The organism is Neorhizobium sp. NCHU2750, from assembly GCF_003597675.1.
In the GTDB taxonomy this organism is placed as follows: Bacteria; Pseudomonadota; Alphaproteobacteria; order Rhizobiales; family Rhizobiaceae; genus Neorhizobium.
This window is the reverse complement of sequence record NZ_CP030827.1, coordinates 1,562,236-1,586,250: the sequence shown is the minus strand read 5'-3', so window position 1 is coordinate 1,586,250 and position 24,015 is coordinate 1,562,236. Positions and strand designations below refer to the sequence as shown.

The 24,015-nt window shown below is 54.0% G+C and carries 26 protein-coding genes; 21 read left to right on the top strand and 5 right to left on the bottom strand.

Going from position 1 to position 24,015, the window contains the following annotated elements:
• Positions 1-53: 53 nt before the first annotated feature.
• Complete coding sequence (locus tag NCHU2750_RS07775) at positions 54-707, top strand: recombinase family protein (protein ID WP_119939919.1); 654 nt, start codon at positions 54-56, stop codon at positions 705-707.
• Between the two features lie 110 nt (positions 708-817).
• On the opposite strand, the gene NCHU2750_RS07770 is transcribed toward NCHU2750_RS07775, so the two are convergent.
• Together NCHU2750_RS07770 and NCHU2750_RS07765 are read right to left on the bottom strand one after the other, a co-directional pair.
• Positions 818-1,039 carry a hypothetical protein gene (locus NCHU2750_RS07770; protein WP_119939918.1) on the bottom strand — a complete coding sequence of 74 codons (222 nt, stop codon included), beginning with the start codon at positions 1,037-1,039 and terminating at the stop codon, positions 818-820.
• A 79-nt stretch (positions 1,040-1,118) separates the two neighbouring features.
• Positions 1,119-1,454, bottom strand: a complete 336-nt coding sequence (locus NCHU2750_RS07765; RefSeq protein WP_119939917.1) for a hypothetical protein — start codon at positions 1,452-1,454, stop codon at positions 1,119-1,121.
• Positions 1,455-1,521: 67 nt separating this feature from the next.
• Between NCHU2750_RS07765 and NCHU2750_RS07760 the strand changes: the two genes are divergently transcribed.
• From NCHU2750_RS07760 to NCHU2750_RS07670, 19 genes are all read left to right on the top strand, one after another.
• Complete coding sequence (locus NCHU2750_RS07760) at positions 1,522-1,758, top strand: hypothetical protein (RefSeq protein ID WP_119939916.1); 237 nt, start codon at positions 1,522-1,524, stop codon at positions 1,756-1,758.
• Positions 1,751-2,221, top strand: a complete 471-nt coding sequence (locus tag NCHU2750_RS07755; protein ID WP_119939915.1) for a hypothetical protein — start codon at positions 1,751-1,753, stop codon at positions 2,219-2,221. The genes NCHU2750_RS07760 and NCHU2750_RS07755 overlap by 8 nt, the downstream gene beginning before the upstream one ends.
• Positions 2,221-2,583, top strand: a complete 363-nt coding sequence (locus NCHU2750_RS07750) for a hypothetical protein (protein ID WP_119939914.1) — start codon at positions 2,221-2,223, stop codon at positions 2,581-2,583. Before NCHU2750_RS07755 ends, NCHU2750_RS07750 begins: the two co-directional genes overlap by 1 nt.
• Positions 2,584-2,613: 30 nt before the next feature.
• Positions 2,614-4,041 carry a phage terminase large subunit family protein gene (locus NCHU2750_RS07745; protein WP_119939913.1) on the top strand — a complete coding sequence of 476 codons (1,428 nt, stop codon included), beginning with the start codon at positions 2,614-2,616 and terminating at the stop codon, positions 4,039-4,041.
• Between the two features lie 54 nt (positions 4,042-4,095).
• Positions 4,096-6,141 (top strand): portal protein, encoded by a 2,046-nt coding sequence (locus NCHU2750_RS07740; RefSeq protein ID WP_119939912.1) that lies wholly within the window; start codon positions 4,096-4,098, stop codon positions 6,139-6,141.
• Positions 6,138-6,392: a hypothetical protein gene (locus tag NCHU2750_RS07735; RefSeq protein ID WP_119939911.1), complete on the top strand. Its 255-nt coding sequence runs from the start codon at positions 6,138-6,140 to the stop codon at positions 6,390-6,392. The genes NCHU2750_RS07740 and NCHU2750_RS07735 overlap by 4 nt, the downstream gene beginning before the upstream one ends.
• Before the next feature lie 68 nt (positions 6,393-6,460).
• A complete protein-coding gene (locus NCHU2750_RS07730) occupies positions 6,461-7,381 on the top strand; it encodes a hypothetical protein (RefSeq protein WP_162939532.1) in 921 nt (306 codons plus the stop codon).
• 46 nt (positions 7,382-7,427) lie between these two features.
• Positions 7,428-8,357 carry an SU10 major capsid protein gene (locus NCHU2750_RS07725; protein ID WP_119939909.1) on the top strand — a complete coding sequence of 310 codons (930 nt, stop codon included), beginning with the start codon at positions 7,428-7,430 and terminating at the stop codon, positions 8,355-8,357.
• Positions 8,358-8,476: 119 nt separating this feature from the next.
• Positions 8,477-8,824 (top strand): hypothetical protein, encoded by a 348-nt coding sequence (locus NCHU2750_RS07720; protein ID WP_119939908.1) that lies wholly within the window; start codon positions 8,477-8,479, stop codon positions 8,822-8,824.
• Positions 8,824-9,390, top strand: a complete 567-nt coding sequence (locus NCHU2750_RS07715) for a phage adaptor protein (RefSeq protein WP_119939907.1) — start codon at positions 8,824-8,826, stop codon at positions 9,388-9,390. The genes NCHU2750_RS07720 and NCHU2750_RS07715 overlap by 1 nt, the downstream gene beginning before the upstream one ends.
• Positions 9,381-10,895, top strand: a complete 1,515-nt coding sequence (locus NCHU2750_RS07710) for a hypothetical protein (RefSeq protein WP_119939906.1) — start codon at positions 9,381-9,383, stop codon at positions 10,893-10,895. Before NCHU2750_RS07715 ends, NCHU2750_RS07710 begins: the two co-directional genes overlap by 10 nt.
• Entirely contained in the window at positions 10,895-11,191 is a 297-nt protein-coding gene (locus NCHU2750_RS07705) for a hypothetical protein (RefSeq protein ID WP_119939905.1), read from the top strand. Before NCHU2750_RS07710 ends, NCHU2750_RS07705 begins: the two co-directional genes overlap by 1 nt.
• Complete coding sequence (locus NCHU2750_RS07700) at positions 11,188-11,583, top strand: hypothetical protein (RefSeq protein WP_245480359.1); 396 nt, start codon at positions 11,188-11,190, stop codon at positions 11,581-11,583. The genes NCHU2750_RS07705 and NCHU2750_RS07700 overlap by 4 nt, the downstream gene beginning before the upstream one ends.
• A gap of 181 nt (positions 11,584-11,764) precedes the next feature.
• Positions 11,765-13,219: a hypothetical protein gene (locus NCHU2750_RS07695; RefSeq protein ID WP_205583881.1), complete on the top strand. Its 1,455-nt coding sequence runs from the start codon at positions 11,765-11,767 to the stop codon at positions 13,217-13,219.
• Positions 13,219-14,652 (top strand): hypothetical protein, encoded by a 1,434-nt coding sequence (locus NCHU2750_RS07690; RefSeq protein ID WP_119939904.1) that lies wholly within the window; start codon positions 13,219-13,221, stop codon positions 14,650-14,652. The genes NCHU2750_RS07695 and NCHU2750_RS07690 overlap by 1 nt, the downstream gene beginning before the upstream one ends.
• The gene (locus NCHU2750_RS07685; protein ID WP_119939903.1) at positions 14,649-15,545 is read left to right on the top strand and encodes a phage tail tip lysozyme; all 897 of its coding nucleotides are present in this window, start codon (positions 14,649-14,651) and stop codon (positions 15,543-15,545) included. The genes NCHU2750_RS07690 and NCHU2750_RS07685 overlap by 4 nt, the downstream gene beginning before the upstream one ends.
• Positions 15,538-17,661: a hypothetical protein gene (locus NCHU2750_RS07680; RefSeq protein ID WP_119939902.1), complete on the top strand. Its 2,124-nt coding sequence runs from the start codon at positions 15,538-15,540 to the stop codon at positions 17,659-17,661. The genes NCHU2750_RS07685 and NCHU2750_RS07680 overlap by 8 nt, the downstream gene beginning before the upstream one ends.
• 27 nt (positions 17,662-17,688) lie before the next feature.
• Positions 17,689-19,365 carry an autotransporter outer membrane beta-barrel domain-containing protein gene (locus tag NCHU2750_RS07675; protein ID WP_162939531.1) on the top strand — a complete coding sequence of 559 codons (1,677 nt, stop codon included), beginning with the start codon at positions 17,689-17,691 and terminating at the stop codon, positions 19,363-19,365.
• 1 nt (position 19,366) lies between these two features.
• Entirely contained in the window at positions 19,367-19,813 is a 447-nt protein-coding gene (locus tag NCHU2750_RS07670; RefSeq protein ID WP_119939900.1) for a hypothetical protein, read from the top strand.
• A gap of 10 nt (positions 19,814-19,823) precedes the next feature.
• On the opposite strand, the gene NCHU2750_RS07665 is transcribed toward NCHU2750_RS07670, so the two are convergent.
• The gene (locus NCHU2750_RS07665) at positions 19,824-20,147 is read right to left on the bottom strand and encodes a hypothetical protein (RefSeq protein WP_119939899.1); all 324 of its coding nucleotides are present in this window, start codon (positions 20,145-20,147) and stop codon (positions 19,824-19,826) included.
• A gap of 121 nt (positions 20,148-20,268) precedes the next feature.
• Between NCHU2750_RS07665 and NCHU2750_RS07660 the strand changes: the two genes are divergently transcribed.
• Complete coding sequence (locus NCHU2750_RS07660; RefSeq protein WP_119939898.1) at positions 20,269-20,523, top strand: hypothetical protein; 255 nt, start codon at positions 20,269-20,271, stop codon at positions 20,521-20,523.
• 208 nt (positions 20,524-20,731) lie between these two features.
• Here NCHU2750_RS07660 and NCHU2750_RS07655 read toward each other — a convergent pair whose 3' ends face one another.
• Both NCHU2750_RS07655 and NCHU2750_RS07650 read right to left on the bottom strand, forming a co-directional pair.
• Complete coding sequence (locus NCHU2750_RS07655) at positions 20,732-23,659, bottom strand: SGNH/GDSL hydrolase family protein (RefSeq protein ID WP_119939897.1); 2,928 nt, start codon at positions 23,657-23,659, stop codon at positions 20,732-20,734.
• A complete protein-coding gene (locus tag NCHU2750_RS07650) occupies positions 23,659-23,940 on the bottom strand; it encodes a hypothetical protein (RefSeq protein WP_119939896.1) in 282 nt (93 codons plus the stop codon). The genes NCHU2750_RS07655 and NCHU2750_RS07650 overlap by 1 nt, the downstream gene beginning before the upstream one ends.
• Positions 23,941-24,015 lie beyond the last annotated feature (75 nt).

Genomic DNA, 24,015 nt, shown 5'->3' with positions numbered 1-24,015 from the left:
ACAATAAACCACTGTGGATGATATATAGTTTATCAACTACAGAGGTTATCTCATTGAAAAAGTACATCATCTACACCCGCGTCAGCACCAGCGAGCAAGGCAAATCCGGTCTTGGTCTCGAAGCTCAGCGCCGGGACATCAACATCTTTCTCGACCGCTTCTCTGATGTTCCTTACGAGATCATCGCCGAATATCAGGACATCGGTTCGGGTGGCGAGGACAATCGTCCGGAACTGACCAAGGCACTCGCCCTAGCCCGCAAGACTGGCGCCGAACTGCTGGTGGCTAAGCTGGACCGCCTGAGCCGTAAGGTATCGTTCATCGCCAAGATCATGGACGACAAGCGCGTGAACCTTCGCGTTGCCTGCATGCCTTACGCCGACAAGTTCCAACTCCACATCCACGCGGCTCTAGCTGAACAGGAACGCACGTTCGTCAGCGAACGTACCAAGGCTGCACTGAAGGAAGCGAAGGCACGTGGCGTTGTGCTTGGCGGCATGCGCGATCCGACCATGAAGCGCAATGAGGCTGCGAAGAAGAAGGCAGATGACTTCGCTCAGACGATCGCACCGATTATCAAGAGCATGCGCGAGAACAACGAAACCCTAGCCAACATCGCCGATGCACTGAACAAGAGCGGCAAGCCATCACCACGCGGCGGACAGTGGACACCGACAGCCGTCAAGCGGGTGATCGACCGGACCTGAGCGACGATCGACCGGATTTCCGGCACGCGGCAGGCGGGGACTCCCCTTTTGGGGCGAAGAAATATGATTAGGTGCCGCGCGAAATTTTTACAGATTTTCGAAAAGTCGGGCTACCGCTTGCTTCGGTCGAAAGCCCTTTTCAGCCACTCGTCTTCCTGCCTCTGCATGATCAGGTCGAGATATTCGGCGCGAAACTCAGCGATGGTGATTTCGCCGGAAATCCAACGCTCTTCGCTCGCCAGAAAGCGCGGATCGTTATCGAATTCCAGCCCATGAGCGGCAACTTTCTCGCGGGCACGGGCAATCATCGCCCTTCGTTTTTCGGCTGACATCCGAATCTCCTAATGGACGGCGAACATACGCGCGCCATCCACTTAGAGACAATCGCCAAAACGGTACGATACCGTACGATTACGCAGCCTTCCGGCGACCACGCTTTTTCGGTTCAACGACCGGTTCGCCATAGGCCTTGGCAACATCCGCCTGAAAATCGGCGTTGGTTTGCGCGGCAGTCAGCGCCGAAAGCAGGAATTCGACGACCTGTTCCTTATCGAACAATTCGTATGAGTCCGGCAGTTTACCGAGTGTAACCGTGTAGCCGGTGCCGTCCTGTTTGACCCATGAGCGCGTGTTGAACGTGCCGTTATTGAACGCTTCGATTTGGCGCTTCAAGGACGCCTTAAACGAGTCCAATACCGGGTTTTCGACGCGCTTATAGCGGTTCGCCAGTTCGTAAAAGTCTGTCATTTTTGTATCCCTGTTAAAATTGTTCTTGTCGCTAAATACGACAAATAACAGTTTTTCGAGAAAGGCAATGGCAAAAGTAAATTACACTCTCCCTAACGGCTATTCGGCGGACATTACCGCTGCAAAGGAAGCCGGTTCATTTGACGATTGGATCGACAAGAAGTTCGGCGATCGAATCCGCGTTCTGATCACCGAGGATGACTTCACGATCGATGTTCAAGACGATCATTTCGTGGTCGATTTCGCCGAAGATGACGATGCACTTGCGTTCGTCACGCTGATCGGAGGGCGGATCATTGAGTGATTTCGACATCGATAATGTAGGCCCATTGCCTGCACCAAAGCGAAAGAGCGGGCAAGGACGCAAGCGCGTTGTTACCCCGGAAGAGCGCGCAAAAAAGACGTCTCCGGAATGGAAAGAGCATCTTCGCAATATCGGCAGAAAGAAAGGCGATCCAAAGGTTCCGGGTAGCGGCTCAAAGGCGACTCCGAAGGAAACGAAGGAATGGATCGCCGGTAAGTCGATCGACGTCGCTGAATTCATGTACGAGATCATGAACGATGACACTCAGCCGGTGAAAGAACGCATTCGTGCCGCCCAATGGCTTGGCGAAATGTCGATGAGCAAGGCACCTGTCGAACAGGAAATCAAGGTTTCCCATACCCACGACATTGGCGCGCTTCTTCAGGAAGCTAAGCGGCTTGCTGCCAAGAACGTAATCGACGTAACGCCTGCACCCAAGCTGATTGAAGGCGATAAGGACTGATGGAATCCCTTGTCGCCTTCCTCACATGCTTCTTTAAAGCCAAGGCCTCTTTGCTGATCGCCGGTTTCTTCGGCGGCATAATTCGCAGTATCGTCAGTAAGACCGGCTCCAAGTGGCAAAAGCTGCTAGGCGGCTTCATGGGCGCAATTCTATCGGCATATTTCACGCCGATCGGCGTTGCCCTGCTTGGCACATCCATTCCAGTCAGTTCGATCAGCTTTATCGTCGGTCTCGTCGGCATGTCGCTTGTGGAAGCACTGATCAGCATCGGACGCGATTACCAGAAGCATCCGGGTAAGCTCAAACACGATCTTCGAGACGTGTTGTTGCGCATCCTTGGCGCCAAAAAGGAAGGCGAATAAGCCAAATGATAGCCGCTTCTAAATAGCGGCATGTCAGACAATAACATACAGAAAGAAGCATCCGAATATGCCGAACTGATTGCCGTCTACAGCGAAGACATTGCCCTTTTCGCTGAGCATGTATTCGGCTCAAGCCTCAGCCCCAAACAGCGCGAATTCTGCGAAGCTTTCCGAAGCAAACGCCGCATCAGTTTCAAAGGCGGCACGGGTTTCGGGAAGACCTTCGTCCTTGCTACCTGCTTCTGGTGGGCCTTGATCTGCCATGAGGAAGTTCAGGTCTCGATTCTCGGTCCTTCCGAACCCAACCTCAAATCGACGTCATGGAAGGAAATCCTGAAATTCTACGACCGGATGGCAGCGCCATTCAACGAGACCTTCACCGTTTCCGCGACCCGCATTTCCAGCACCAGCAATCCCGCCTCATGCTTTGGTGAATACCGTCTAGCCAGCAAAGACAACATCTCCGCTATTCGCGGTATCCATATGCGTTCGAATTTCGTCATAGTGGACGAAGCGACGGGTGTTGACGATGAGGTCTTCATTGAAGGTCTCGGCGGTATCTTCGCTGACCCGAACCCAAAGCTTTGTATCATCGCCAACCCTTCCCGCGCATCGGGCTATTTCTGGCGAACATGGTGCGATCCGGAGCTTTCGCCGATCTGGACCCATGTCCACGGCACTTTTTGGGATAGTCCGAACTACGATCCAGAAACCTTCGCCGAAACCGCCAAATCCTACGGTGGTCCTACTTCCCGCGACTACCGCGTCATGGTTGAAGGCGAATTCCCGCTATCTGACGAAGATGGTCTTATCCCACGCGACCTGATCGACGCGGCTGTTCGCAATGAGGATGCCGTTCCAGCCGACAATGTCCCAATCATCTGGTCAGTCGATCCGGCTGGCGCTGGTAAGGACACATCCGTTCTATGCATTCGCCATGACAACAAGGTCTTGGACTTCAAAGAATGGACTGGTCTTGATCCTACTCAGCTTAGCTACAAAATCCGCGACCTTTATCAACAGACACCAAAGAAAGATCGCCCTGTCGTTGTTTGCGTTGACGGCACAGGTCTTGGCAATGGCGTTTGGTCGAACCTGAAGGATTTCGGGCTTCCAACATACAACGTCATCTTCGCCGGAACCCCTACCCGCAATCCGGAAAAATACAGCCGAATGCGCGATCAAATCTATTGGGAAACGCGCGATTGGCTGGCAACCGAAAACGTCTCGATACCCAATATCTCGCGCCTGATCGAAGAATTGGCATCGTTCAAATACGATGATGCAAGCGGGAAGATAAAAGTTGAGGACAAGAAATTGGTGAAGAAGCGAATTGGTCGCTCGCCTGACTATTTCGACGCCTTGGCGATGACGTTCGCCGTTTCAAAGACGCGCTATGCCAGCAAATACAATTGGTCAAAGCCGATCCAATATAACCACCTTCAGACGCTCGAATAAGCAGACTATCGCGTTCTTCTAAATACGGAAAAATTATCGCGAGATTTTCCCTGAATGACTACTGAAGACGAAGCTATTCTCAATTCCATTACGCCGCAATTGAAGCAGGCTGTGACGTGGTCGAATAGCAACATTGCGAATAAGCAAGAACAGGCTCTCAAGCACTATAAGCGCGAACCTCTGCCCGGTGACGACAAGCTGAAAGGCAAATCGAAATGGGTATCCAATAAGGTTCAGCAGCACGTCGATTGGCTTAGCGGTCAGCTTATCCGTATTCTCGATTCAGCCGAAAATGTCGTCGAGTTTTGCGGAATTGATCCGTCCGATGATGCGATTGCCAAGCAGCAGAACCTTGTCGTCAACTGGATTATGAAGACGAAGAACAGCCATGTCGCTTATCTTCAGCCTTGGATTCAGAACGGTTTGCTCACCGGCTTGGGCATTCTGACCGCCGAATTTGAAGTCGATACGGAAGAGTCCTTGCCGCGCCTGCTGAAGGGCGTCCCGAATGAACACCTTGTTGCCCTCAACCAGCAAGAGGAACAAGGCCTCATCGTGATTGATGAAGTCGGCAAGCCAACCAAAATTCCCGGTCCAATGGGACCAATCGAGACGCGCGACCTGAAAATCAGAACGGTCAAGCGCATCCCAAAATTCCAAATCCTTTCAGTTGCGCCCGAAGATTTCATCGTCTCGAAGGACGCCAAGTTTGATCCGGAAACGGGCGGGATTGCCGCAAAAATCCAGGGTCACCGCAAACTTGTCAGCCGTCGCGACTTGCGGGAAATGGGCTTTGAGAAGGAAAAGATCGACGCTCTTCCCGCTGCTTCCGACAAGACGGATGGCATTGCCCTTGAACGCTCGAAAGACCTTGCTGGCGAACAGGGCGTTGGTCCCGACGACGTCGAAGTTTTCACCATCTATACGAAGATGAAGATCGGCAAGGATACTAAGGCCCGCTATTGGCGCCTGACGATCGGCGGCGATTTGGAAAATAGGCCTGTCCTGCTTGACCATACCGAAGTCAGCAAGATCGCGCCTTATGCTGCCTTCTGCCCCTTTCCGATCGCCGACACCCTGTTCGGACTTGGCATCGCTGACCGCCTTGCGGACGATCATATCCTTCTGACCCGCATGTATCGTGGTGTTCTGGACAGTCTCAGCCAGTCGGTGAACCCTATTAAGGTCGTCAATCCGGACACGACCAACGTCGAAGACCTATTGAACACCCATGCCGGTGCGATTGTCCGGTCTACCGATCCATCAGGCGGCATCAGCTATAACAAGGCTCCGTTTGCCGGTTCTGACGCAATGCCTGTCATTGATCAGATGTCGCGCGAACTCGAATATTCGACCGGCACAGGACCGACGATGATCGGTATTGATGCGTCCGATTTCCAGCGTACCAGCGCCACCGCTGCCAACCTCCGTTCGAACGCCAGCCAGTTGCTTATCGAGTCAATCAGCCGGTTCTTTGCCGATACGGGTTATCGCGCCTTGGTGAAGATCGTCGTTGATCTCCTTATCCAGAAGCCGGACGAAGCCAACGAACTGATCAGCCGCCTGACGAACGCCCAAGCAGTCCCGCTCGATGCGTTCAGCACCGACTTCGATCTCACTACCTCCGTAGCCTTCGGCGTCATGAGCCGCGATCAGTCAACGGCACAGCTATCCAACCTGCTTGCTCAACAGATGAACGCCATCGAACGCGGTCTTCCCGTTGCCAATGCTCAGAACGTCTACGAGACACTGAATAAGATGGCTGAAACCGCTGGCTTTAAGAATACGGGCCTGTTCTTCACCGATCCACGCAAATTGCCGCCGCCTCCCCCGCCACAGCCTCCTGTCGATCCGAACGCCGGTCTTATCGAGGTTGAGAAGGTCAAGGCTCAGTTGAAGGCGCAATCGGACGAAGCTGACCGCCAATTCCAGATGCAAAAGCTTGCCGCCGAAATGGACCTGAAACGGGACCAGATGGCACAGGATTTCGAACTGAAGCGCGCCGAAATCGAAGCGAAATATGCAGCCCATGTGCAGGTAGAGCAACTTAAAATGGAGCAGTCTGCACGTCGCGATGCTATGGGGAATATCAACCTATGATCGACCAAGTAATTCTTGACCGTTCGAACGCTGCCAAACGGCTCCTGAACAATCCCGATTTCCAGCTTATTGCCGCCGCGATTGAAGCCGATATTCTCGCCAATTTCCGCGCTGTGAAGATAGGCGATACGGACACATTGAACACAGTTCATGCATTGTCGCACGGCTTCAAACTGCTAAACGACAGATTATCTAAATACATCGAAACCGCGAACTATGCGGCGAAAATGGAAGAAATTTCCGACGAATAACGCGGAAATCTCCGTTCACAACTGCATACGACGCTAAATATAACACTTACATTTGGATTACGAAAGGAATGGAAGACGAAAGCAATAACTCCGGAATGGAGACTGCACTTGATGATGCCAGCGCGGTTGATCGTATCGCCGCACTTTTGGACGACAATATCGAAGCCTCTGATGTTTCAGAACAAGCAGTCGAGAATGTTGAAGACGAACCAACAGCCGAAGACGATGACGCTGTTGAGACACCAGATACCGAAGAAACGTATTTCGACATTGACGGTCAGAACGTCAGCTTGTCGGAAATCCGCGCTTCATATCTGAGACAAGCCGATTACACTCGAAAGACACAAGAACTAGCTGAACAGCGTAAGGCCTATCAGGAAGCTCAGTTCGATAAGAACCAACTGCGAATGGAAGCCCTCCAAGGTATTGAGGCTTTAAAGCAGCAAATGGCAATCGAATTCAGGCAGACTCAACAGCCGAATTGGGATGAACTTCTTCGCGACGATCCACATCAGTTTCTCATTGAGCAGCAGAATTGGGCGCGTAAGGAAGCCGCCGTTAAGCAGATGTACGACGCCGAACAGGCCCTTCGCACGAAGCAAGCCGAATATGAAGCGGAAATGCATCAGGCTCAGTTGCGCGAAAGTCAGACGCAGTTCTTGGCGAAATATCCTGAGATGCAGGACAAAAGTAAATCGGCGGAAGCCCTTGGTCAGATCACTCAATTGCTGATCGACAATGGTTTCACAAAGGAAGAAATCGAAGGCGTATCTGACTATCGAATTGTCGGTATCCTGTATGAGCTAAACAAAGCAATCAACGCTCAGAAGGCTATCCCGCAAGTCGTTCAGAAGATGGAGCAAAAGCCAGCCATTTCGGTGAAGGGAACTTCATCCAAGGCGAGCGATGCCTACACCAAGGATTTCAACAAGTTCAACAAATCACGGAAAGGCGACGACGCAATCGCGCTTATTTCTCGACTGCTTTAACCGAAACTGGCGCTAAGACCGCCCAATAATAAGAGGATTAAATCCCATGCCTACTCTGATCACCCAAGGTGCTGCTCACGTAAAGGAAGACCTTGCCGACATCATTTCGATGATTTCGCCGGAAGAAACCCCTTTCACTTCGTCTATCGGCAAGACCAAAGCAACTCAGAAGACCCACGAATGGCTTCGCGATGAGCTTGCTGCTGTCAACAAGGACAACGCTGCCATCGAAGGTGCTGACGCTGCTGATGCGACGCTCATCACCCCTACCCGCCTGTCGAACCAGACTCAGATTTTCACCAAGACCGTCGCTGTATCGGACACGTTCGAAGCAACGAAGATTGCTGGTGGTAACAGTGAGCTTGCTCGCCAGATCATGAAGGCTGGCAAGTCCATCAAGCTCGATCAGGAAGCCGCATTCCTGTCCGCCAATCCGTCTGTCGCGACTGGCGCCCGTAAACTTGGTGGTGCTGAAGCCTTCATCAAAACCAATGCCATGCACGGCACTGGTGGTGCAACGGCTGGTTACGCCGCTGGCGCCGTTGGTGCAGTGACAGCCGGTACCGGTCGCGCCTTCACCGAAGCACTGCTTGTCTCGGCTCTTCAGGGCGCATACACGGCTGGCGGTAACGTCACGACCATCATCGCCCCGCCTTCCCTCAAGGCAAAGATCGGTACTTTCACCGGCAACGCTACGAAACAGGCTATCGCAGACGGTAAGAAGACCATCAACGTCGGCGTCGATGTCTATAATGGTGACTTTGGTCGTCAGGACGTAATTACGTCACGCTTCATGACCACTTCGACAGTCATCGCCTATGATGAAAGTCTGTGGCGCATCGCAACCCTTCGCGGTCTGTCCAAGACTGAGCTTGCGAAGACCGGTGACGCAACCAAGTACCAGCTCGTCACTGAGGTCACGCTTGAAAGCCTCAACGAGTCCGGTTCTGCCAAGATCGCTGACCTGAACGGCTAATAAAATCAACTTCAGGATCCAACTGAAAGGCGCTGGAAACGGCGCCTTTTTCTTTGCCAATCTGACAGAAAGCGGCGGTCTCCATTCTCATAAATACCCGTAAAACCAACGGGGAATTTATGTCCGACCACAATCTCACAGCGGGCGATCTCGTCACACACGGCACGATCCTTTGGGAAGAAACACCCGAATATAAGGTTTGGATGACCCGTGACGGCGATAAGCTGATCATCACCACGGAATACAAAGACGACGTCATCAAGGCCCTGATGGACCAAAACCAGCGCGAAGCCAACGCTTTCAATGCGACCGGCTCTCACGGCAATTTGGTGAAGGTCGCCAGCATCCCGACAGGCCTCTATTACGACTGGAAACGGCAGGGAATTGTCGATGATCCGGAAGCGATGCGCCGTCGCCTCAATGACAGCGATTACGCGAAGTTCCGCACGAATTCATGGAGTCTTTGATGACCTACGATGAATTCCTCTCCACCATCGAAAGCTACACCATCCGGTCGATAAACGACATGCCGTTCGACGGTTTCGTTCGACGCGCTGAGTCATATCTCCGAACGGTGACAAAACATTATCTAGCGGAAACTACGGTCGTTCTGCCTATCGTCGCGGGTGCAATCGACCTGCCCGCCGACTTCATCGAAATCCGTTCCATCACGGGCGCCAAGCGCTATAAACCAGTAGCGGTTCAGGCTGCTGTTCTCTGCGAAAATGAGGTTGGCTATTACCGTTCCGGCAATCGCCTTGTTTTCGTCGGTGAACCCGATGAGACGATAGAATTGCTGTATTGGGCAGCGTTTGCCGATCTCACGGAAGACCAATCCAATTGGCTCTTCGACCGCTTCCCGAACGTCTATATCAGCGCCGTCTTGAAGGAATTCCACCGGTGGCAGACTGATCCGGAAGGTGTGCAGATCGAGTCTGCCGCGCTTCAGGAAGCTCTTTCCATCGTTGCCGAAGACGATCGCAGAGGACGCCAAACTGGTCCTATCATAATGGGTGGCAATTCATGGCGGTAATCGACGTCCCAATCACGTCATGGGCGCCGGACCTCCCTGCCCTTGGCTCGTCAGCGTTCACGAAAATTCATAATGCCACGGCAGCGCGGGGCGCCGCTCAAGGCACGATCTCGCTAAACCCGCTGAAGTCGGCTTCTTTGTATTCCAACACATCCATGGACTCACGCCCAATCGGCAGTGCCATCGGCGCCAATAGGACCGGCGATGCGAAGGTTTACGCAGGCAACGCGACGAAGCTTTACAAACTGGCGCCGGACACCCGCCAGTGGACCGATATAAGCCGTTCAGGCGGCTACACGACGTCAGCCACGGAAAAGTGGAAGTCGATCGAATTCGGTTCGCTGACCATCATGACCAATTGGGACAATGAGCCACAATACATCGATCGGAACATCGATACTCAGTTCGCGAATTTGACGACGCTTGCCAAGGGGCGCCACATCGCGACCCATAAGGGCTTTACCATTCTCGGTTCGACCTGGGATTCACTAGACGGTGCTGTCCCTTATCGCGTCCGCTGGTCTGGCATTGAATCGCCCGGTGATTGGACGTATTCCGCCGCAACTCAGGCAGATTTTCAGGACATTCAGGGCTACGGCAACATCCAAGGCATCGTGACCGATGACTCCTGCTATATCCTGCTTCAGCGTGGGATTGTGCAGATGACTTACATCGGCTCTCCCTATGTCTTCCAATTTACGGAACGGTCTTCGAAGGGCGTCAGCGTCCCCGAAAGTGTCATCACGGTTCAGGGCGCCCATTACTTCCTGTCCGATGACGGCTGGTACATGCTCAGCGGCGGACAGCTTCAGCCGATCGGCACAGGTCGCATCGACCAATGGTTCTTGGACAACTTCGATCCGGCTCAGTCTTCGTTGATGACGGTTGCCGCCGATCCGCGTGAAACCCTGATCTATTGGCAGTTTTGCAGCAAGGATGCGGAAGCCGGTAAGCCGGATATGATGCTGATCCTCAATTATTCGACCGGCGAATTCACCACAGCCGATGCAACAACAAGCTTCATCTTCAACAGCGTGTCTCTGCCTTGGACAATCGATATGCTGGGCAGTTTCGGCACGCTCGATGCGGTTCCATCTTCCTTCGACGACCCTGTCTGGTCAGGCGGAAAATCCATGCTTTGGGGCATGTCCGATACCGGCAAAATCTACAGTTTCGGCGGACCAACGCTGGAATTGAGCATAGAGACGCCCGAATATCAGCTTTCGAAAATCGTTCCCAATGAGACTGGCGCCGATATAGCCCGCGTTGACGCTGCCCGACCGCTATTCGAAGGCGGTGATGGCAAAGCGCGCGTCCAAGTCGGCACCCGATCGCTGACCAATGCCGACGTTTCATGGTCCGATCTAAGGGAAACACATCCGGAAACAGGCTTTGCATATCTTCGCAGCCAGTCGCGCTATCAGCGTTTCCGCGTCTCGATTGATGGCGAATGGTCCCGATGCATGGGCCTTCAGATCGACGCCAAGGCAACGGGGCGCCGATAATGGTTCAATCTGTCTACGACCACACCAATAGCCGCCAAGTGGCTCAGATCGTCAACCAGATCGTTCAGGCGATCGATAGCGCTACCGGCTCCGTCAATCTGACGAATTCCACCACGACCACTACGGTCAGCAATGCGAAGGTGACGACAAGCAGCCGCATCTTTCTTCAGCCGCGCAATTCTGCCGCCGTCACATCCGGCGCATTCGTCAGTAGCATATCAAGCGGCAGTTTCGTCATCACGCATGCCAGCGCCACGACCGTCCGCACATTCGATTATCTGATCTTCGCCGCATGATTGAACTTGGCTACTCACCGGAAAGATACGCGCGGGTACGTGACTGGCTTTTGAGCGCATTCAAGGTTGCCCCTGCCGTTTTCACCGAAGCAGAGATGATCGACAAATTACAGTCGGGCGAGTGGCATTTGATCACTACCGATAACGCCGCTTGCGTGCTGCAATTCTTCGAAAAAGACGGCGAAAAGGCAGCGAATATTCTCGTTATCGGCGGCAAAATTGGCGCTGCTTTGCGCGAAATTATGATCGCACATTTCGCCGTATGCGACATGCTTCGGCACGATAATTTCTCCTACATAGTGGGAGAACCCCGCAAAGAATGGCACCGTTTTCTTCTGAAATACGGCTTCGAACGCACCGGCAGAAAGGACCAATTTATAAAGAGGCTTTAGCACTACTTTGACTTCAACCCCTAAAGAAACAACCTCTAAGGTTGAGCCGTGGGATGGGGCGCAACCATATCTCACAGACATTTATTCGCAGTACAATGATTTGCTGAATGCCGGTGCCCCGCAACAGTGGCAAGGCAGTACGGTCGCTGATCAGTCGCAGGCTACCAAAGACAGCCTGTCGATGGCTGAACAGCTTGCCCGGAGCGGTAACACTGCCGTCCTTTCCAGCGGTTCGAACGCGGTCAACAACATCCTCAATTCCGGTATCAATTCGACTGCCGCCAACACGCTTTCGAGCCTGCAAAGCGGCACGCTCGGCACCAACCCGACGAATAGTTTCGCCACATCCGTCATGAACGGAAGCGGTTCGTCAGCGCCCGGAACCTACAATCTCAACTACACGAACCCTGCCCTTTCGCAGGCGTCCGGATATGGAAACTACACCAACTCTGCCGCTGGTCTTCAGTCGGCTCAAGCTCAGCAGCTTGCCAATTCCAGCAACCCTGCAATTTCCAGCTATCTTCAGCAGACAGCGTCCGGCGCCAACATCGGAAATAATCCCTATCTCGAAGCGAATATCGCCGCGCAACAGGCGAATATCGCGGATACGCTGAAAAATGTGACCAATCCCGGTATCGACAGCACAGCGGCTTCGCTTGGTCGAATGGGATCAGGCGCGTACGCATCACAGCGCAATTCGGCAGACACAACGGCGGCGAAAGCCATGTCTGACGTCGCGGTAAATGCGCTGACATCGCAATACAATTCTGATTTGGCGGCGCAGCAAAACGCGGCATCGCTCTATGGGAATCTGGCAAATCAGGACGTCACAAACCAGCTCAATGCCAATCAGCAGCTTGCTTCGACCGACGCTCAACAGCAGCAGCTTCGTCAGGCTGGAACGTCTCTTTATGGCAGCTTAGCAGACAGCCAAAACGCCGCTCAACTCGCCAATTCCAATGCGGCGAACGCGCAATATAACACCAACAATCAGTACGCTCTTCAGGGCGCCAATCTGCTGAGCAACAACTACGCTCAGTCGATTCAGGACATGCTTGGGTTGAATTCTCAGAAACTCAATGCCGCAAACAGTCAGATCAGCGCCGATAACGCCTTGGCTGGCAATCAGCTTTCGGCAGCGTCTCAGGCAGCAACCCAATACCAGAACCAATATCTGCCATCGCAGGCTCTATCGGGTGTTGGTACGGCTCAGGACAACTACAATTCGACACTGCTTCAGTCGCAGGTTGATGCATGGAATTCGGCTCAGCAACAGCCCCTCCAAAACTTAGCAAACTTCGCCAACTTATTAAACGGGGGCAACTACTCCAACACCACAACGCCGGTTTATTCGAACACGACTGGACAGGTGCTTGGCGGTCTTTCGTCATTGGCTGGCTTGTTTGCTCTCTGCGATATTCGCGAAAAGATCATCCATGCATTGGTTGGCTATATGCCACTTCTCAATGGCGAAAAGATCGCGATTTACCAGTTCAGTTATACCGGTGATCCCGATCAAATCGTTTGGACAGGCCCGATCGCCCAAGAAGTCGAAGAGAAGGCGAATGCTGCTGTTATCGACATTGCTGACCGCAAGGTAATCGATGTTGAAGCCTTCATGAAGGAGGCAGCGTAATGGCGTCAATCTGGGATTTTCTCACCCGCAAAAAGACAGACGGTAACGATCTCGAAGCTGTCCTTACACCGGAAAAGCAGCCGAATTTCCTGTCGCAATTCCTGCCGGAAGATCAGGACAAACGCGAAGCCGTCGCCCGTGCCCTCATCCAAGGCGGCGCTTCGGCGATGATGGCTGGTGGTCCGTCTGTCGGTAAGCCAACCAACCTGCTTCAGGTTCTCGGTGCTGGCGTTGCTGGTGGCGCGAAGGGCTATGACGACGCCCTGACAACCGATCTTGAAGCGAAGAAGTTCGGCGCCGCTAGCCGCGTCAACGACTATAAGATGAAGACCCTTGGCGACAATCAGGCCCGTACGAAGGCGTTCGTCGCCAAGTGGGGTTCACCGGGCGTCAACGGTTATCCTCCTGAAGCACTCGGCGAATTGGCTGAATTGCAGATGCTCAATGGCGATGACGAAGGCGCGCGCCAGACGCTTAAGCAGGTTCAGGCACTTCAGCAGAAGGGCGCCGACGAAGGTATGATTGTCGATCCGACCACGGGTGGCTTCAAGCTTGCCCCCGGCTTCGGTGAAAGCCTGTTCGACACGGAAAAGGCGAAGGGTCTCGGCAAGGCAATTGGCGCCAACCAAGAGACGACTGCCGACATTAAAAATTACGAATACGGCGTCGATAAGCCCGGATTTGTCGATTACCAGACGCAGCAAAAGCGTGCCGGTGTTGCCAGCCCGGACAACGAATTCGACAAGAAGGGCGCTCAGCTTGCCGCCGAACGATACAATACGCTGGCTCAGCAGGGCGTCGAAGCTCAGCAGATGGTTGGCAACGTCAACAACCTTGCGGAACTCGGCAAGCAGATCGGTACCGGTCGTTGGGCACAGGTCAAGAAGGCTTGGGGTCCGTGGGCAGCTAGTTTTGGGGTGAAGGTCGATGGTCTGGACGAGTCCCAAGCCTTCGAATCCATGAAGGCCCGTATCGCCCCCGGCATGCGCGTTCCCGGTTCCGGTGCGTCGTCTGACACTGACGTAAACATGTTCATGGACTCGCTGCCTTCTCTCGGCAACACCCCGAAGGGCAACGAGATCATCTCAGACACCATCAAGTCGGTTCAGGACGTGAAAATTCAGGCGGCTTCGATCGCCAATCAGGTCAATAGCGGACAGATCAGTTGGCAGGAAGGCGATAAGCAGATTGCTGCCCTCCCCGATCCGTATGCCAATTTCAAGGCTTATCGGAAGGGCGGCAAGGACAGCGGATCGGATAAGTCACCATCCGGTGATAAATCATCATCGACCGATGCAGCAGCGCCGAAAACCGGGCGTGTTGATGCGAACGTTGCCGTTATCGGTAGCCAAGCCGATTACGAAGCCCTGCCGAAAGGTGCGGCTTACCGGTTCGCGTCTGATAGCGAAACAACCGTGAGGACGAAGCGATGAACGATAACGCTCTTTACGCGTACCGCTATCTTCAAGACAAGTATAAGCTGAAGGATTATCAGGCGGCTGGCATCGTCGGCAACCTCATTCAAGAGTCGTCCATGAATACGGGCGCTCGGAATGCTGGCGACGGCACAGACGGCACGGATAGTATCGGTGTTGGTCAGTGGAACGGTCAGCGCGCCCGCAATTTCAAGTCGTTCGCGGGCGACAATACCGGCAATCTCGATACTCAGCTTGATTTTGTCATGCATGAATTGCAGGGCAGCGGCGGTAATGGCGGCGGCTCCGAAGCATATGCGTGGAACAAGCTGGCGAACGCTGGCAACGTCAACGACGCGACTGCTGCAATGATCAGCTATGAACGCCCGCACGGATGGTCGAAGGATGATCCGACTGCCGGTCACGGCTGGAACAATCGTATTACGAACGCCAGCGAACTGTTGGGCGTTGATCCTACATCTGTTGCGCAAGCTCAGGCTAAGTCGTCACCGACAAGTGACAATCCATTGTTTGCGATGATCCAAGGTAAAGCGCCCGATGCGCCGAAGCCAGCCGAAGACCCGAAATCGCAAAACGGCATTCTTATACAAGCGTATAATAAACTGACCGGATCGGACGTGCAGGTTCCAAGCACCATTCCGGACAGCGTGCCGATCCTTGGTGGTGCAGACACATCGAAAGTCATGAAAGGCATTTCCGGTATCGGCGATTTCGCCAAATCCATGGCTGAAAATGACCAAAGCATAAATAACCAAATACAGAGAGCCGCCGCTGGTGCCCGGGGTGGGCGCAATAGCGAGCCGGTTACTCTCACCTTCATCGACTACGCGAGCGACCGGAAAAAGAAGAAAGGCGGTCTCGGAAATTTAGGCGGATATCTACTTGGCTGAACTGACTGATTGGCAAAAGAAAATCATCGAAAAGGACGGCGCACCGACCACGCTTGAGGATTGGCAGAAAGCCATCATTCTCCGCGATGCTGTCACCGATCCCGATGATCTCGATGACGCCCCTGCCCGCATTCGCCTTGAAGTCGGCGCTCTCGATAAGCCAGAAGACCGTTTGACGGCGCTTCGGAAGCATTACCCTGATGCTCAGCCAACCGGCGATGACGGCAGCAATTTTATCATGACCGACCCGGAATCGGGCAAGGTCATTCAGTATAACAAGCCCAATTGGAACCCCTTCAACGCTGGCGATCTCGCGTCGATCGCGCCTGAGATCGGGAGTACGATAGGCGGTTCTATAGGCAGTATTCTCGGTGCTATCGGCGGTGGTGCGGCTGGTTCGGCTGTTCCTGTCGTCGGAACTGGTGCGGGTGCCATTGCTGGCGGCATGACCGGCGCCGGAACCGGCTCGGCACTCGGCAAGCAGGCTGTTTCGTCTGGCTTGAACTACATCTTCGGAAACGATGATACCCGATCGACCGGCGAAGTTGCCCGCGATCTCGGCACCGAATTCGCCATGGGCGCTTTGGGCGAAGGTGCAGGAAAGGCCCTTGGTGCTGGTGCGAAGGCTGCAAAAAATGCGTGGGTTCGTGGCGCTATTGGTGGTGGTGTTGATGACCCGATCAAAGCTGCCGAACGTGCCGCCGATCTCCGGGCAATTGGCGCTGAACCAACCGCTGGCATGGTCAATGGCAAGGAAAAGTCATCCCTGCTTGAACATGCTCTTTTACCGACCCGGCGCGGTAATCAGATTCAAGCTCGCATTGATGACGCGTTCGGCGCCCAAAAGGATGAATTCGGTCGTATCGTCGGTAGCCTGTCCGAGCAGCCTCTTGATATCGCGTCTGCTGGCGCTCGCCTCCGTGATCAGGCTGAGCTTGCCAAAGAAGCCGCAAAAGCACAGTCGGAAAAGCTGTATGGCGCTGTCGATCAGCATGTCACCTCCCCGGCTGTTGCGACCAATACCAGCGATTTTCTCGCCAACCTGACAAAGGAACGCGCGGGGTTCAACAAGTTCGATGAGATGACCAAAGCCGCCCAAACGGACAAGGTAATCGCCCAAACATCGGCAATCCTCGAAGACGCGCAAAATGGCATGAGCTTCGACCAATTGAAGTCGGCTCGCAGTTTCATCGGCAATGCTGCCAATGACGAAACCGATAAGGTTCTGAAGAACCATCTGAACGGTCTTTACGCCAGCCTGACGAAAGACATGGAAGCAACCGCCGCAAATTCCGGCGATGAAGGCCTGTCCGCGTTCAAGTCCGCCAATGACTTTTACCGCGATGAGATCGCCTCACCCGAAGGTTTTGGCAAGGGCGGTGCGGCACACAAGCTGCTGAACGAAGCTGATACCGATCGGCTGATGGGTTGGGTAACTGCCACGGACGCATCTGGCGGAAACCGCATTGCCGCTGTTCGTCGGACCATTCAGAAGTCGGATGGTGGCGCGAAGGCTTGGGACGATATTACTGCTGGCGTCATCGACCGTTTGGGTCGCAACAAACAGGGTAACTTTGATCCCGGCACCTACCTGAAAAACTGGACGGATATGAGCGACAACGCCAAATCGGCGATGTTCTCAGGCACCGGCAACGCTCAGCTTCGCAGCGATCTCGACCGATTGGCGCGCGTCTCGGAAAATTGGACGAAGTATCGGAAGGGCGTCAATGGCTCTAATACGGAAAACCACCGGGCGATCAAAGACTCGTTGAATCCGTTCAGTAAAGACAACCTGATGTTCTCGGTGCTCGGCTCGGTCGCGACTGGCGATCCAACTGGAATGATCGCCGGTACCGCTGCTGGTGTACTCAAAAAGGCTGTTCCTGCTGCCGGTAACAAGCTGCTTGCCGGTTCTCGCGCAAAGCTGCTGACCAGCCCGGAAACGGTGAACTGGCTTTCCGATATTCCCAAGGCGGAAATGCAGAAGGGCGGGCTGAAAGCTCACCTAGATAAGCTCAATCAGATTCGTAAGACAACACAGCGCCAGGGCCTCGCTCAGGCGATCGGCGATTACATGTTCTCAGTAGGCTACGAGCCGGAAAGGAATGAAGAGTAACAATAAAAAGAGAGGGTTAACCTCCATATGACTGATTTTTCTCAGTCCGATTGGGACGAAAATGATGCTGGCAATACCGGCACATCTCCTAACGGCGTAGCCGGTTCATACAGCCCTTCATCGGTAGCTCCGATTATCCGGGCGATCCGTGGCGCATCGAAGCGTTCGTGGGTGCGGGCAAATCCGATCTATACCACGACCGGCACAGGCGCCGCCTATGTGCTGACCTATGTTGCCGCGCCTGTCGCGTACCAGAAAGGCGAGATTTACCGCGTCTTTGCGCATGCCGATAATACCGGCGCCGCGACCATGAACGTCAACGGTCTTGGCGCCAAGTCGCTGCTGACACAGCATGGTAAGGCGCTCGAAGCGGGCATGATCACTGCCGGTTCGGTGATCGAATTCGTCTTCGACGCAACGTCATTCGTTCTGATCAGCAACGAAAAGTCGAAGCCGACATTCCTGACAACGGCAACAATCGCTGCATCGGGCGCGAACACTGCCACCCTAAACTTTTCAGCTAATAGCGTGGTTCGTGCCGCTGCTGCCGCAAACACGGCTGGCGGCTTCTCCGTCACGCTTCGCAACGCAAACAATGCGGTCGTTCGGACGCTGACGATCCCTGAAACCGGCAGCATGTCTCTCGGCAGTGACACGGTTTGGACGTCTGGCAACGATGGCGCCGGTTCCACGCTCGATGCGGACTTACTCGATGGTCAGCAGGGTACCTATTACCTGAATGCCGCCAACCTCACCGGCACATTGGCAAACGCTCGAATTAGCGGATCGTACGACGGAATCGACACGCTAACTGCCAATCGAATCCGCCTGCTTTCTACATCGGATGCATCGGAAACATCGACCGCCCATGGGCTTCAGATCGGGCTTGATACAGGCACAAACGTCATCATCGACAACAACGAACTGATGGCGCGCAATAATGGTGCCCTGTCGGCGTTTTACATCAATGCTTCGGCGCTCGGCATCGCCGCTGATAGCGTGTACGTCAACGATACAGCCAACATCGTCATGCATAAGGGCAATGACGGTGCGGGTTCTGGCTTTGACGCAGACTTACTCGACGGTCAGCAAGGCACATATTACCTGTCCCTGACCAATGCGACCGGCACCCTGCCGAACGCGCGGGTTTCCGGCGCCTATGACGGCATAACCACGCTGTCCATGACTGGCGCGCTGACGATCACCAATTCAGCGCCGTCCATCATCATGTCGGACACCACGTCCGGCTCGTACAACACCCGCATCATTGTCGACAGCAACAACTGGTATCTCCAAAAGCAGGCTGATGGTGCGACTGCATGGACGACGTTCATGCAATTCGAGATGGATACGACCAACGCATATGCGAATGGCTCGCAAATCCTCACAGCCGCAAACCATGCCCATTTGGCGATCGGAACGACGGCAGCTTCAGCGCAATCCGCGATCGGGATCAACAGCGCGTTAGTCGGCTCTCTAAGCGCCGGTATCGCCGCAAATGGTATTGGTTCATATGCGTTTGCGCAGCGCACAGGCGGAACAGGTGGATACGCTCTTGGCGCAACAATCGCAGGCTCAAACCTGACACCATCTAGCGTTGGCGATCAGTCCGGTTCGCTCAGCGGAACATGGCGTTGCATGGGCTTCATCACCAGCGGGGCAACTGCCGAAGGTTCCCGCTCACTTTGGTTGAGGATTTCCTAATATGACAATGAATTTTAAGGCTGCGACATACAACCAGTATGGAACGATCGACATGGAGGTAGAACATCCTGACTTCGGCTGGATTCCGTTCACCGCGTCAGAGACCGATAGTGAAGACTATTGCCGCGAACTGTTCGCTGCCGCCGTCTCGACTGCCCTGCCCTACGTGGCGCCTGTTTACACGGATGAAGAGCGCCGCGCGATGATGCCCGCACTGTCTGCCCGTCAATTCTGGATGGCAGCGGCGAATATCGATATCGATAAGGACGTCATCGTTTCCGCGATCAAGGCGAACATGGCTGATGGCGTCGATCGGAAGATGATGATCGCTGAGTTGGAGTCAGGAAGCTTCGAGCGGACGAACCCGACCATTATCGACGTCATGGAACTTATGTCGATCCCCGCCGCACAAGTTGATGACTTGTGGATATGGGCGGCGGGAATCTAACAGCGGAACTTTAGGTGAAATCAACGATAGTAATCACGCCCGCGTCGTGAAACTCTTCCTTCTTCTCATCCCATATGCTCGTTGCCGATTTCACGTCCAGATAATCAATGATCAACCGCCCTTCGAGGGTATGGAGCGTAAATTCACCATACCAGCGGTTTGCGGGCTGAGGTGCCGTTTCCGAAAAGTTGTTTCCAACATTTGCGGCTTGTATCGAGCCTTCGAGAACGGTGCCATCGAAGAACTCTATACGATACAATCCGAATATCGGAAGGTCGCGGGTAACCCGCGTGATTTGCTTGACCTCGGCAGGGGTTGAAGTCCATCGCGCCATTTTAAATTCCTCTAATAATAAGTTTTCAACACAGCTATTTTTAAGGTGTCCTTGCTTGGTGATGACTTCGCATGGACACGCCCGTATAGTTAATGCTTCCTCAACAAAGGACAAGTTTTCAATGAGCACTCTTCGCGCACTGGCAATCGACGCTCTCAAAGAAACCGGAGCGATAAAAGAGTGCGATGTTCATACCGATGTCTGGCTGGACAATCTTGATGTCGGCGCGAACGAAGAAGCGAAAGCAATCCTAATGGCTCAAGTTCAAAATGAGTTTTTGGTGGCTACTGAGGACGAGGTTGATCAAGCCATAGCTGAAGCACTGACCCACTACCCGGATGAGTGCGGCTATTGCACAGACAATATGCTCGACTGAGTTTGTCGGTGAGTTTCCTATGGTTGTGAATAAGTCCCGGCAAACTCCATGGCACTTTTAGAACATCTTGTCAGTTTTGCGAAAGCAAACCTGTCAGATTCCGCCTAGCCTGATCTCGCTTCCTAAATTTGCAATAGGGAAGCCCCTTGTGGAAAGGGTACATGCGGGCTGTCGCCTTTGCTTCGAAACAGAGGCGACAGCTTGCCAATCACCGGATATCCAATCCCCACACCGCGATGCTCGATGCGCCGTCACCCGCATAGTTGTCGTTGCCGGTCGCATTGGCGATCTTCACGAAAATGTACGGATTAGCAGGGACGCCAGCCGCAAAGGTGACGGACAGCGATACTTTCCAGTAATCTTCAAATGCAGTAACGGTCACTGAATTGACGGTTTGAACGCCGGACTCGCCGCTCGAATAGTTCAATGTGCCGGTATCAAGATTGACCACCGCGCGGGCATCCGCATAGTTGCCACCGTTCTTCTGAATCTGGAAAAACAGGTTGCGGGCGCCTGATACGCGCTTGGCACAGATCGTAAAGACCCGTGTCGTTTCCGCTACTGTCACGCTCGATGTGACAAACGCCGAATGGCTGTTGGTGGACGTATCTTCGACCAATAGCGCCCCGGTCAGCTTATGTTCCGGCGAATAGATGGCGGAAGTCGTTATCGTAGCCTGCTGCCCTGAGAAGCCGGTGAGCGGGAGGTTCTGATAGATCGCACCTGACGGATACTGATAGCCAGCGTTGACCGAGTTTGCCCCGCTGATTTTTGACGACACGTTGAAGTTCGCGCCATTGGCGTTCTTTTTATTGCCGGTGGCGTTGAAGTGGGTGCCATCAATCGTGTCAGTCAGTGTGATCAGTGTACCGGGTGTGACCGTGCTTTCCGTGCCAACTGCGATATCGACCACGTTTGACCGGCTGCGAAGCGTCGTATTGCGCGACCGCCGCTCAACATCCCGCGCCGAATTATAGACTGTGTTCGCTGAATTCGATGTCACGACTGCCGGGATCGTCGGATAGAAATATGTCTTGTTCTTATGGCGAGCCTTGGCGGTTTCAACAAATCCATCGACTTGAACAGCCGTATAAGTGTTGAAAATCATGTCGTTCGTGCCAAGCGGATAGAAGACATTATCCGTCATATTCAACAGTCGATCGCGGCAAGCCGTCTTCGTCGGATCGGACATTTCGAAGGCAGTTCCACCGGGAACCGAGACGTCGATACCCGCCATATAGGGGGTCAACAGACGAGCGACAGAACCGATACCGCCTTGGAGCGTGTCCGGAACGTCGCAGATACCGTTGACGAGAACGCCCGAATGGTTGCTGTCACCGGAAACGCCGAACGTCGGACGCGCGATCTTTCCGCCGATGAAAGATGGACCATAGAAGTCGCCACCACCGTTCCACGTATTGCCATATGCGGTTGCTGAGCCGATCAAGTTCGGGACTGTTGAACCGTATTGAAGTGCCTCGCCATTGGCATAGTCAGCGCGAGCATGCGAATAGTAGCAGCCGTTCGGGAAGGTTCCTCTGAAGTTGATCCAAAAATGACTTCCGACTTTCGGACGAACAGTCGGACCATAGAGCTTTGCGTCTTGGAAAGCGGCGGCTGACGCAACACCACCACCAGCTTTTGTTTGGAGAATGGTGATTTGCTGAGCGCCGGACGCATCAATCCACTTGATCGACGCTTCGATGGTCATCGTTCCACCGGTTGACCACTCGCCATAACCAGCAGAGGCGCCATAGTGCGGGAACCAGACTTGAAAGCTGCCATCGGTGATGTCTTCATAAGCAACGCCATGGACGGTGCCACCAACAGCCGGGTTCGCGGAACCAAGTCCCTGCCCGCTGTTGTATTCATTACCGATTGCCTTGACGTATGAAAGCGGGCGAAGCAGCGTTTCCGGATCGATGCCGGTTATCGGTCCTGCCACCTGAGACGCAAGAATTTGCGCCATTTGATCGGCTTTGAAGCTGTTCGGATGTGTGCCGTCTGCTGTTGGGACAGGTGGCGAAGCCCAAACAAGGCTATCCCTTGCGGACGCAGCAGCATCAGCAGCTTCGATAATCCTATTGACGTTTGCGGGTTTCGCGCGGATCGCGGCATTCAGCGGAACGATCGACGCCATTGTGCCATCGGTTCGCCCTGTCTGATTGGCTACAGTCGCATAGCCGTCAGTCGAAGACGAACGGGGCGTCATCGTGGTTTGAGCGATCCGTTTGCCGGAAACCATCGAATAAATCGACTGATGATCAGCAAGGATTTGCGCCTGTGTGCGACCAAGACGAAGGTCGTTGATCCCGTGTTCGCTGATCACATCGCTGAAGTTGATCAAGGCAAGGAAGGCTGTCGGATATGAAATCGTGCTGACGAATTCAGTTACCTGCTGACCGGGCTTCGTGATCTTCAGGTACGCGTGCCCGTAGTTGTCGAGTGCGCGAGCTATCCAGCCAGAACCGCGCTTGGCGCCGACTGACGTGATATCGCCTTCACCGAACGCGATGCTGTCGCCAAGGATAACGAAGCTCTTCGCAGCCGGTGCAGCTACATCGCCGATGATGACTGACGCGCCGAACGTCGTAATGGCAGACGTTGCGCTGATTGTGCCGCTGTTACCGAGATCGGAAGCCGAATTGCCGTCCGGAACGCCAAGAGCCTGAGAGCTTGCCGGAAGTTCCTGACATGGAAAGCTGCCGACAGACGCATTCAGGTTGACGGTACGTTCCCAAAATTCAGCGCCTTTTGGGATCGTCAGATTGATTGGATCGGATACGACATTCAGTGTGGATAGGGTGACTGTCGGACTACCGCCCCATGTAACCGCCGTGAACACACCAGCCGGATATTCGATGAAGCGCTTGATTGTGCGGGTTGCCGCCGCGACAGCCGTGGTTCCCGAATAGACGAAGTTCGCATCAACCGTTTTGAGATTGGAGATATCGCCGTCCGGATGGGCGAAGTGCGATCGACGGGACGTGTAGTTTGCGGGGACGGAAGCAGTCGCAGTCGGTATCTGAAACCGGTTTGCAGCGATGATGCCTGTCGTGATGGGCGGGATGATTGCGCCGCCAATGGGCTTCAGGAGACCAAGGGACGTGAAGCCGAACCCAAGGTTAAACTCCATCAGGCAGATACCACCGTCACTTTCACGCCTGAGCGGATGGAGAACGGAAAGGACTGACCAGCAGCGATCTTTACGCGCGGCGTAACCGCGGCATTCGGGGCGGCTGCACCGCTCGAAAAGGCGACGTAGATGTCAGCCAATGCGGTGATGATCAGATACTTCTTCGACGCAGCAGAGAACGTATAGACGGCGCCTGAGTCCAATTCCTGCGATTCGAAGTCGCAGGACATAACGGCGGCATCTGGTGTGATGTTTGAAAAAATGAGTTGGGCAACAGCCATAAAATGAAGGCTCCATAGGGTGATGGAGCTATTTAGCGAAACCCCAAGTGCAACCCGGAAAGCACGCCGCTGCTA

Coding starts and splice junctions, on each gene's coding strand:
- NCHU2750_RS07740 (WP_119939912.1), top strand. CDS start 4,096: ATGACTACTGAAGACGAAGCTATTCTCAATTCCATTACGCCGCAATTG.
- NCHU2750_RS07650 (WP_119939896.1), bottom strand. CDS start 23,940: ATGGCTGTTGCCCAACTCATTTTTTCAAACATCACACCAGATGCCGCC.
- NCHU2750_RS07765 (WP_119939917.1), bottom strand. CDS start 1,454: ATGACAGACTTTTACGAACTGGCGAACCGCTATAAGCGCGTCGAAAAC.
- NCHU2750_RS07760 (WP_119939916.1), top strand. CDS start 1,522: ATGGCAAAAGTAAATTACACTCTCCCTAACGGCTATTCGGCGGACATT.
- NCHU2750_RS07725 (WP_119939909.1), top strand. CDS start 7,428: ATGCCTACTCTGATCACCCAAGGTGCTGCTCACGTAAAGGAAGACCTT.
- NCHU2750_RS07670 (WP_119939900.1), top strand. CDS start 19,367: ATGACAATGAATTTTAAGGCTGCGACATACAACCAGTATGGAACGATC.
- NCHU2750_RS07690 (WP_119939904.1), top strand. CDS start 13,219: ATGGCGTCAATCTGGGATTTTCTCACCCGCAAAAAGACAGACGGTAAC.
- NCHU2750_RS07685 (WP_119939903.1), top strand. CDS start 14,649: ATGAACGATAACGCTCTTTACGCGTACCGCTATCTTCAAGACAAGTAT.
- NCHU2750_RS07745 (WP_119939913.1), top strand. CDS start 2,614: ATGTCAGACAATAACATACAGAAAGAAGCATCCGAATATGCCGAACTG.
- NCHU2750_RS07655 (WP_119939897.1), bottom strand. CDS start 23,659: ATGGAGTTTAACCTTGGGTTCGGCTTCACGTCCCTTGGTCTCCTGAAG.
- NCHU2750_RS07660 (WP_119939898.1), top strand. CDS start 20,269: ATGAGCACTCTTCGCGCACTGGCAATCGACGCTCTCAAAGAAACCGGA.
- NCHU2750_RS07700 (WP_245480359.1), top strand. CDS start 11,188: ATGATTGAACTTGGCTACTCACCGGAAAGATACGCGCGGGTACGTGAC.
- NCHU2750_RS07675 (WP_162939531.1), top strand. CDS start 17,689: ATGACTGATTTTTCTCAGTCCGATTGGGACGAAAATGATGCTGGCAAT.
- NCHU2750_RS07705 (WP_119939905.1), top strand. CDS start 10,895: ATGGTTCAATCTGTCTACGACCACACCAATAGCCGCCAAGTGGCTCAG.
- NCHU2750_RS07730 (WP_162939532.1), top strand. CDS start 6,461: ATGGAAGACGAAAGCAATAACTCCGGAATGGAGACTGCACTTGATGAT.
- NCHU2750_RS07750 (WP_119939914.1), top strand. CDS start 2,221: ATGGAATCCCTTGTCGCCTTCCTCACATGCTTCTTTAAAGCCAAGGCC.
- NCHU2750_RS07665 (WP_119939899.1), bottom strand. CDS start 20,147: ATGGCGCGATGGACTTCAACCCCTGCCGAGGTCAAGCAAATCACGCGG.
- NCHU2750_RS07770 (WP_119939918.1), bottom strand. CDS start 1,039: ATGTCAGCCGAAAAACGAAGGGCGATGATTGCCCGTGCCCGCGAGAAA.
- NCHU2750_RS07710 (WP_119939906.1), top strand. CDS start 9,381: ATGGCGGTAATCGACGTCCCAATCACGTCATGGGCGCCGGACCTCCCT.
- NCHU2750_RS07720 (WP_119939908.1), top strand. CDS start 8,477: ATGTCCGACCACAATCTCACAGCGGGCGATCTCGTCACACACGGCACG.
- NCHU2750_RS07715 (WP_119939907.1), top strand. CDS start 8,824: ATGACCTACGATGAATTCCTCTCCACCATCGAAAGCTACACCATCCGG.
- NCHU2750_RS07695 (WP_205583881.1), top strand. CDS start 11,765: ATGGCTGAACAGCTTGCCCGGAGCGGTAACACTGCCGTCCTTTCCAGC.
- NCHU2750_RS07735 (WP_119939911.1), top strand. CDS start 6,138: ATGATCGACCAAGTAATTCTTGACCGTTCGAACGCTGCCAAACGGCTC.